The following is a 7052-nucleotide window of genomic DNA, read 5'->3' as shown; positions in this document are numbered from 1 at the left end:
GGAACCTATTTGGTAAAGGTAACCTCTGTCGATAATGCACACACACTGAAAATCGTAAAACAGTAAACCCAGTTCAAAAGCGGTGCAGGACAAGGATGATAAGGCCGATCCGGCAGATGTGGCCAAGATGTATGCTTAGTGCGTTAACTTTTGTAGCAAATTAGGTAGCAACTCCAAAATTCATTTTCTTGATACTGGCCACATATCAAGCTCTAAAGTAGCCACCTAATTTCGCTTAAAAGTGACCATTTGGCAGATTTTAAAGGATTTTAATCATTAAAATTATTGTTCGCGAGGGGGGCTGGGTATTTTGAATGCCTTATAGCTTCTTAAACTTGCCTAAAATCAAAAGATTGTTGCCTGCTCTATACCAATTAATAGGCGGTAAGCCTTTCGTTCTCTACTTGATCGATATATTTCGGACAAGTGCCTTAACTTTTGGTGGCAAAAAGTTATCAACTCCAATCAACAAGTGTTTCTTTATAAAGAACATATCTGATTTTAGGTAGGTGCAATGTATCTTTTTGATTTGCATTAGGTAGTTGGGGGCAGCGTAAGTATATACGGTATATGGGCAAAGCCTTTGGGCTACATATTTAGAAACTAAAGTAACAACCAATAAAGGCCAGAATAAAACATAACTGCCTACTAATCCGCAAACTAAAAACAGGGCAGTGAAAGGCGCACTTATACTGGCGCTAAGCATTGCGGCCATTCCTATAACCATAAAATTTAATGGAATTACCCCGGCATCAAAAAAACGATTGGACACGAAAGCCAGTAAAAGACCAAGAAGTGCCCCAATAAATATACTTGGAGCAAAAACTCCGCCATCGCCACCAGACGAAAGCGTAACGGAAGTAATAATTGGCTTTAAAACAATACAGGCTGCCAGGGTTAAAAGTACCGAAATAGTAGGTGTGGAACTTGAGTTGGCTATGTTTTCTTTTATAGCATGATAGCCATCACCAAACAATTGTGGGAAAAGAAACAATCCGACTCCGACTAGCAATGCTCCAAATACGACCCTGTAATAAGGAGTCTTTATTTTCGAAAACCAGGCCTTGAATTGCAATACACATTTGGTGAGATAAACGGAATTTATACCTGCAATAATACCTAATATAATAAAATAAGGAATGGCATGATAGTTCCATGTTGAAATGCCAACGTCAAAGAGCGGCTTTTCATCCATAAAAAACAAAAATAACCATGTCACGCTTATCGCAATAACGGTTGTGAACAGAAATGATCTGGATAATTTTTTAGAAATGACTTCATAAGCAAACAAAAGACCGGCTATTGGACTTGCAAATAAAGCGGCAACACCTGCAGAAACTCCTGCACAGATTAATTCTGTTTTGTATTTTTTCAAGAAGCTTTCTTTAGAATGTGCAATGGAACCAACAGCTGCAGAAGCCACAACGGTAGAAACTTCAATTCCTGTAGAACCGCCAAAAGCTACGGTAATCAGTCCGTTGATGAAATGGGAAGGGATTTTATAGGCAGGAAGGCTTTTACCCGGTTTGGTACTTTCAAATACTTCTTTGATTCCTTTGTTTTCCTTGTTCTTAAAAAGATAAAGCCGTAAAAAATAAATTACAGAAAGGCCAAAAAACGGAAGTACCAAAAGCAGGGAATTATACTTTTCGGCTTTGCCGTAAAAAACGCCTTCATAATGTTCTGTTACATGTTTTAGTGAAATGGCCAGAAATGAGGCCAAAAAACCGACCAGTACTGCTGCAAGAGCAAGCTTAAGCCATTTTAGTCCAAGCAGTTTTTTACGAGTTTGCATCTTAACTTCAGGATTTATGCAAAGATAGTTCATCAGTTGGTTTTCTACTTTTAATTTAACTTTTCTTAATGAAAGTAAAATTTTTAGACGATCAATTGATTGCTATTGTAGACAGCTATAATGAGTTGGTAGAACTAATGAGAAAGAGATAGTTTAGGTTCCTGTGGCTGGTAAATACCTGTTAGTTAAGGATTTCCATAGGGAAATGACCTGATTTTGATAGAGGATATTTATTGCTCTTGCAGTCGCACCGTACTTGTCAGGAAGATCTAGCCGAAACTTTCTAAGAAGATATTCCTGAATGAGCTGCCATCTTAAACCCAAAGATTCCGCGTTGGCCAGTTTTTCATTCAGATCTCTAGTAGCCTGGTCCATATCGGATATGTCAAACTGCTTGTTCGCAGAAAGATGTGCATCATCATTGTGGAATAGGCAGGATATGCCGGGCTTCATCTTGACCAGTATGACTTCGATTCCAGACTGCACATTGAACGACGCTGGCAGGTTTCCCGCACCAAATGCGTAAACGGAATTGGAATCGAATATGTAACTTTCTGTTCCGAAGGACATACCGAGAGACTGCTTCTTTTCTATCACGAAGAACAGTGTCTAAAGAATTCTCGGAACCATCTTAAATTCGCAAAAGTCCCCATGTCCTGTTAGCAGTAGCAGGCGCTCGCAATATACCTGCCCAGGGCAGGAGGTATGGGAAGCAGCAGGAGGTACATGCTCACTGTGATTTTTTGAAAGATGCCGATTAGTGCGCTATCTCTCTGATGTATAAGGTGTTGTAATGGTATAAAAAAGATATCCATAATCATAATCAATTATAAACTATATCTAGAATCCTATAAGACCGGAAAAATGAAATTGCGCTAACTTTAAATAAAAAAGTGCCGTCAGATAATAATTTCAGTAGCCGGTTGCAATTCTTCCTTTCTCTGGAATCATCTTCCCGAAGACGGGAGATGGCCGAGCTGATAATCGGTTCGCTTTACGAGATGGAAACTGGAATAGAAGACACCCGCCTCAGGGCAATGGCATTAGAGATTCTTGCCGATGACATAAGGCAGTATAGCTGCGTACAGTCAGATAAGGAGAAGGAAATGCTAAGATTTGAGATTATCCTGATCGCAGACATGATTGCCTAAAAATGTCTGCCGGGCAACATTAAGTTCGAGGGTTCAGAAGAAAAGCACGGTATTCCTGACCAATTAGCTTTAAATTTTTTATAACTTTGCAGTTCATGAAAAAGCAACTATTCACATATTACGGTTTAGCGATCGGAATGATTGCCTAATTCCGGGTGTCTTGTCCTGAAATCATTGGTTTGGTAGTATCATTATTACCAGATATGACTTCTATTGAACAAACGACCCGGATGATAAGGATTTGAGCAATTTTATTTCATCAATTTTAAACTATCAAGAAGTGAATAATCTATCATTATATGGTTGGGACGGGGACCTGTTCCAGCTTAAACAAGCGTCATCATACAAGCATCTTTCCCATGGCCGCGTCACAGCTGTCAACAGGACAAATTATGAAGTTGTAGCCGAGGGTGGCCGGCTTTTCTGCGAACTGGCGGGCAATGTCCTTTATGGAAAACCGTCATTTGAACTTCCGTGTACAGGCGACTGGATAATCTTCCAGCCTTTTGACGATAACAGGGGAATAATCGTTGATATTTTACCCCGCAAGCATACACTATATAGGAGAAGGAGCGGTACGATATCAGACAGGCAGGCCATTGCCTCGCATGTGGACAAGGCATTTATAGTGCAAAGCCTTGATTCAAATTTCAACATCCGCCGTACAGAGCGCTTTATTGTCCAGGTGATGGAGGAAGATATACGGCCTGTTTTAGTCCTTACCAAATCGGATTTGGAATTCAGCCGCAATCGGGTAGAGGAGTCCCTTAGACATCTCGGTGCAGAGATCCCGGTATTTTATGCGAGCATTCTGTATCCTGAGACGATATCAGCTCTGCAGGAATATATCATGCCGGGCGAATCGGTCGTTTTGGTAGGCTCCTCCGGGGTAGGGAAAAGTTCCCTGATTAATGCCCTGTGCGGGAAGAACGTGGTTCCGACATCTGAAGTAAGCAGGTCCTCAGGCAAGGGGAGGCATACCTCCACGCGAAGGGAGATGGTGCTAATGGAGGGTGGCAGAATTTTAATCGATACCCCAGGTGTCAGGGAATTTGGCCTGGCTTCAGACAGTGCCGAGACACTGGCCAATGTTTTTGATGTTTCTGATTTTGCAGCTTCGTGCCGTTTTCCGGATTGTCTTCACGTTAACGAGCCCGGCTGCTCAGTCCTTGAAGCAGTAGATAGTGGTCTTTTAGAATTGGAAGCGTACAAAAATTACCTTAAATTGAGAAAGGAGTCCTGGTATTTTTCTACTTCGGAACATGAAAAGCGCAAACGGGCAAGGTCATTTGGTAAAATTACGGAGGAAGCCAAGAGGATGAAGAAGCGTTGACCATTCAATACAGGTGCTCCGCCCGATGGCGGCGCCTGTATTGTCAGTTTTTCTTTTTGGTCGCTTGATCGGATATTTTTTGCAGGCTAGTTTTTTTCCTTCTTAAACAGCTTTTCCATTTGTGGAGATTGCGTCCACATAGTTGAGCTTTTCGGCAACATGAGATCCGCTCTAGTGATGCTGGCTGTAGCAGCAGATATTGTATACTCAGGTGTAAATTTTAAGCCATTACATCGCGGCTCCCCCGGTACATAAGCTGGCTAGAATTAGGACTTATGGAAAAGCTAAAGATCTATCTAGCGGATGACGACGAGGATGACAGGCAGATATTCCGCGAAGCGTTCAACGATATAAATTCAGGTAATCTCTTGAGGACTTCCAGTAGCGGGCTTGAGGTAATAGACTACCTTAGCGCAAATGATAAAATTCCCGATATAATCTTTGGACATAAATATGGCCCTGATGTCTGGTACTGAGACGCTAAGATCATAGAGGCCTTGACGAAAATTGGCTTTGACAATTTTTTCGTATACTACAAAGTCGCCGATAGGAGCGGATTGATCTTATTGGAAGAACGGACTACATTGTCGTAGACAATTGCATTTCTGTCGATAATTGGTCCGTAACCCAAAACGTAGTCTTCGGGTAGTGGTTTGTTACCATTTTCGTCTATATAAAACCAGTTGCCGTCTTTCCTAACGGAAGCATAACCATTATAAAAAGGGAACGCATCATCGTATACTAATGGTGTAATACTCTTTCCTTTCATGTCAATAAAACCATATTTTTGAGAAATACAAAGAATACGGGAAGCGCCATAGCCAGGAACATTGCTGTTACGTTTGGATTTAACCAGCTGCCCGTAACCTTAAAGTAACGGTTAGGAGATTTCACGAAACCCATAGCCTGAAGGAAGCAAAGGATGCATTCAAACAGTGCGAGTACGATGACGGCATAGAGCAGCAAATTGATACGGGCTTTGTTTTGGATAAAAAGAAGGGAAATGGTGATGAAAAGCCCAATGGTTATCATCATGTAGGCATGTTTGAGGCCGAAGTAATCATAGAAAAAACTGCTGGCGAGAATGTGCAATTTTTGCACATTTTAGGATTTTCCACTTTTATTCTTATACCTCCTAAAAAGTGGTGATTCACGGCCTTTGGTGTCTTTGACGTTAGAAAGACCCAAGAAGATGATGGCTACTAGAAAAGGAACCGCCGATTTTCGATCAGAAAATCGGCGATTTTTTTTTGAAAGCTAAACAAATCTCAGCCAATTGGAATGGGCTGAGATTTGAAATCCTTAAGGTTTAGAAAAAAGCCCCTATATCTGGTCATTCCCGTACGGAACAGGCTCCAAAGTAGGGAGCATCCCATCTGTGCTAACGTGCCGTTGATATATAAGTCCTGTTTTTGCAAGGCTTCGGCAAGCGAACAGCTTGGCTCATTTTCCTCTTTCTCCGACAGCTTCAGCAGGTGCTTAAATTCATCTGTGATAAAGGGCAGTGAAGAAAATGTTCTATACTTGTCAGAAGCTGGCTGTTCTATTTCCCCGACGGTGGACAGAAGAACCTGTCCCGAACAAAGGGTGTTCCCGAAATCCATCCAATATAAAGGTTGGTCATCAGTGTACCTAGCGCCCTGCATCCAACGCAACATTTCGTCGATTTCCAAACGTCCCTTCACATTATCTATGCATGAGATAAAAATCTTAGCCCTTGCATTTTCGGGCAAATTACCCGAAACGCTCCTTTCAAATTTTCTTGTCACGGCTTTCCAATTGGAACCCGACCAACGGTTTGCCCTATTGATTAGGGCTACCGCCTTGTTCAGCCCCACTTCACTTTCTGCAAAACGTTGCCTGCCCACATTGGCCTGCGTAACCAAATCATTATCCCATAGCTTTACGTTTAGTCCTGGGTGTCCCAAAGCTATAAGGCTTTCGCTCATTTCAATGAGGGCGGTGAGGACTTTAGAACCTGTCCCGCCTGCACCAATAAGGCTTACCGATATTGGGTTTGTAGCCCCGTGCAAACTGTTGTGCGCATAGTGGATATTTATCTTTTCTGTTTTCATTTTAGCAGGGAATTAAGTTTAACATTGCTTTCCTTCAGCACCTCCATCGGGAAGTTTTTCTCTTTTTGCAGGAGGCTTTTCCATAGGCTTACGCAATTGCCCTTTACTGGATTGTAGCTGGACATCAAGTGGCTGAAATAACTGTTGAAGAAGTAACCCTCCCAAGCCTTTGTAAATTCTTCCAATGATGCGGTGCGGGCAATCTGTACATCCACGTTTCCCAAGCATACGTTGCCACTTTCGTAGACGTTGAAGAAAGGTGCATAGCATAGTTTTGTTTTGGTGGTGGGTCTGCGGTTATTTGGTAGTGCGTACACAGATAGGCTCTGTCTTGTGGCGACCCACAGCATAGGAGGTACGTTTGCAGTGCCGTTTTTTAATCCTAGCTGTTCGGTAAATAGCATATCCCTCCGCATCTTTTTGGTGTACCATATTACTTTCACGTTCACAGCATCAAGAAAAAGTATATTTGGATTAAGAATAGTCTCCGTTCTTAAGGAAGGTTCTTTATCCTGCTTGGTGAGGGTCAACGATTTTGCCAACAGTTCGGCTTCACGTACGGTAAGGGGATGGGCATTTATGGGGTTGCCATTCCTGTCCATGTCATAATGTTCTACGTAGCCCCCTGTACTGCTTCCAGTTGAGGAATAGAATACTAGGGCAGAGGTCGGGTGATATAGGTCTTGAATGTTTTCCAT

At 42.1% G+C, this 7052-nt stretch carries 9 protein-coding genes; 3 read left to right on the top strand and 6 right to left on the bottom strand.

All coding sequences use genetic code 11. The features are described from left to right. Window positions 1-400: 400 nt before the first annotated feature. Together BGO88_RS02835 and BGO88_RS02830 are read right to left on the bottom strand one after the other, a co-directional pair. Window positions 401-1828 carry a chloride channel protein gene (locus BGO88_RS02835; protein WP_286705893.1) on the bottom strand — a complete coding sequence of 476 codons (1428 nt, stop codon included), beginning with the start codon at window positions 1826-1828 and terminating at the stop codon, window positions 401-403. Window positions 1829-1948: 120 nt separating this feature from the next. Continuing rightward, on the bottom strand, window positions 1949-2281 hold the full coding sequence (locus BGO88_RS02830) for a hypothetical protein (RefSeq protein WP_286705892.1): 333 nt from the start codon (window positions 2279-2281) through the stop codon (window positions 1949-1951). A 482-nt stretch (window positions 2282-2763) separates the two neighbouring features. Here BGO88_RS02830 and BGO88_RS02825 point away from each other — a divergent pair, with 482 nt between their 5' ends. From BGO88_RS02825 to BGO88_RS02815, 3 genes are all read left to right on the top strand, one after another. Beyond that, on the top strand, window positions 2764-2946 hold the full coding sequence (locus BGO88_RS02825) for a hypothetical protein (RefSeq protein WP_286705891.1): 183 nt from the start codon (window positions 2764-2766) through the stop codon (window positions 2944-2946). Between the two features lie 280 nt (window positions 2947-3226). After that, a complete protein-coding gene (gene rsgA / locus BGO88_RS02820; protein ID WP_286705890.1) occupies window positions 3227-4279 on the top strand; it encodes a ribosome small subunit-dependent GTPase A in 1053 nt (350 codons plus the stop codon). 275 nt (window positions 4280-4554) lie between these two features. Further along, window positions 4555-4755, top strand: coding sequence for a response regulator (locus BGO88_RS02815; protein WP_286705889.1), 201 nt, complete (start codon window positions 4555-4557; stop codon window positions 4753-4755). A gap of 56 nt (window positions 4756-4811) precedes the next feature. Here the strand turns inward: BGO88_RS02815 and BGO88_RS02810 are convergent, their stop codons facing one another. From BGO88_RS02810 to BGO88_RS02795, 4 genes are all read right to left on the bottom strand, one after another. After that, a complete protein-coding gene (locus BGO88_RS02810) occupies window positions 4812-5048 on the bottom strand; it encodes a WG repeat-containing protein (RefSeq protein ID WP_286705888.1) in 237 nt (78 codons plus the stop codon). Next, window positions 5045-5314, bottom strand: a complete 270-nt coding sequence (locus BGO88_RS02805; protein WP_286705887.1) for a hypothetical protein — start codon at window positions 5312-5314, stop codon at window positions 5045-5047. The genes BGO88_RS02810 and BGO88_RS02805 overlap by 4 nt, the downstream gene beginning before the upstream one ends. A gap of 233 nt (window positions 5315-5547) precedes the next feature. Then, window positions 5548-6354 (bottom strand): PRTRC system ThiF family protein, encoded by an 807-nt coding sequence (locus BGO88_RS02800; protein WP_286705886.1) that lies wholly within the window; start codon window positions 6352-6354, stop codon window positions 5548-5550. Further along, window positions 6351-7052, bottom strand: coding sequence for a PRTRC system protein B (locus BGO88_RS02795; protein WP_286705885.1), 702 nt, complete (start codon window positions 7050-7052; stop codon window positions 6351-6353). Before BGO88_RS02795 ends, BGO88_RS02800 begins: the two co-directional genes overlap by 4 nt.

Source organism: Flavobacterium sp. 38-13, assembly GCF_001899155.1.
In the GTDB taxonomy this organism is placed as follows: domain Bacteria; phylum Bacteroidota; class Bacteroidia; order Flavobacteriales; family Flavobacteriaceae; genus Flavobacterium; species Flavobacterium lindanitolerans.
Note: the sequence above shows the minus strand (reverse complement) of the source record. Positions and strands in the feature narration are given on the sequence as shown.

What these genes read in the sequence shown, in the direction of transcription:
- BGO88_RS02800 (WP_286705886.1), bottom strand. Translation starts at nt 6,354, where the DNA reads ATGAAAACAGAAAAGATAAATATCCACTATGCGCACAACAGTTTGCAC.
- BGO88_RS02795 (WP_286705885.1), bottom strand. Translation starts at nt 7,052, where the DNA reads ATGGAAAACATTCAAGACCTATATCACCCGACCTCTGCCCTAGTATTC.
- BGO88_RS02825 (WP_286705891.1), top strand. Translation starts at nt 2,764, where the DNA reads ATGGCCGAGCTGATAATCGGTTCGCTTTACGAGATGGAAACTGGAATA.
- BGO88_RS02810 (WP_286705888.1), bottom strand. Translation starts at nt 5,048, where the DNA reads ATGAAAGGAAAGAGTATTACACCATTAGTATACGATGATGCGTTCCCT.
- BGO88_RS02805 (WP_286705887.1), bottom strand. Translation starts at nt 5,314, where the DNA reads ATGATGATAACCATTGGGCTTTTCATCACCATTTCCCTTCTTTTTATC.
- BGO88_RS02815 (WP_286705889.1), top strand. Translation starts at nt 4,555, where the DNA reads ATGGAAAAGCTAAAGATCTATCTAGCGGATGACGACGAGGATGACAGG.
- BGO88_RS02835 (WP_286705893.1), bottom strand. Translation starts at nt 1,828, where the DNA reads ATGAACTATCTTTGCATAAATCCTGAAGTTAAGATGCAAACTCGTAAA.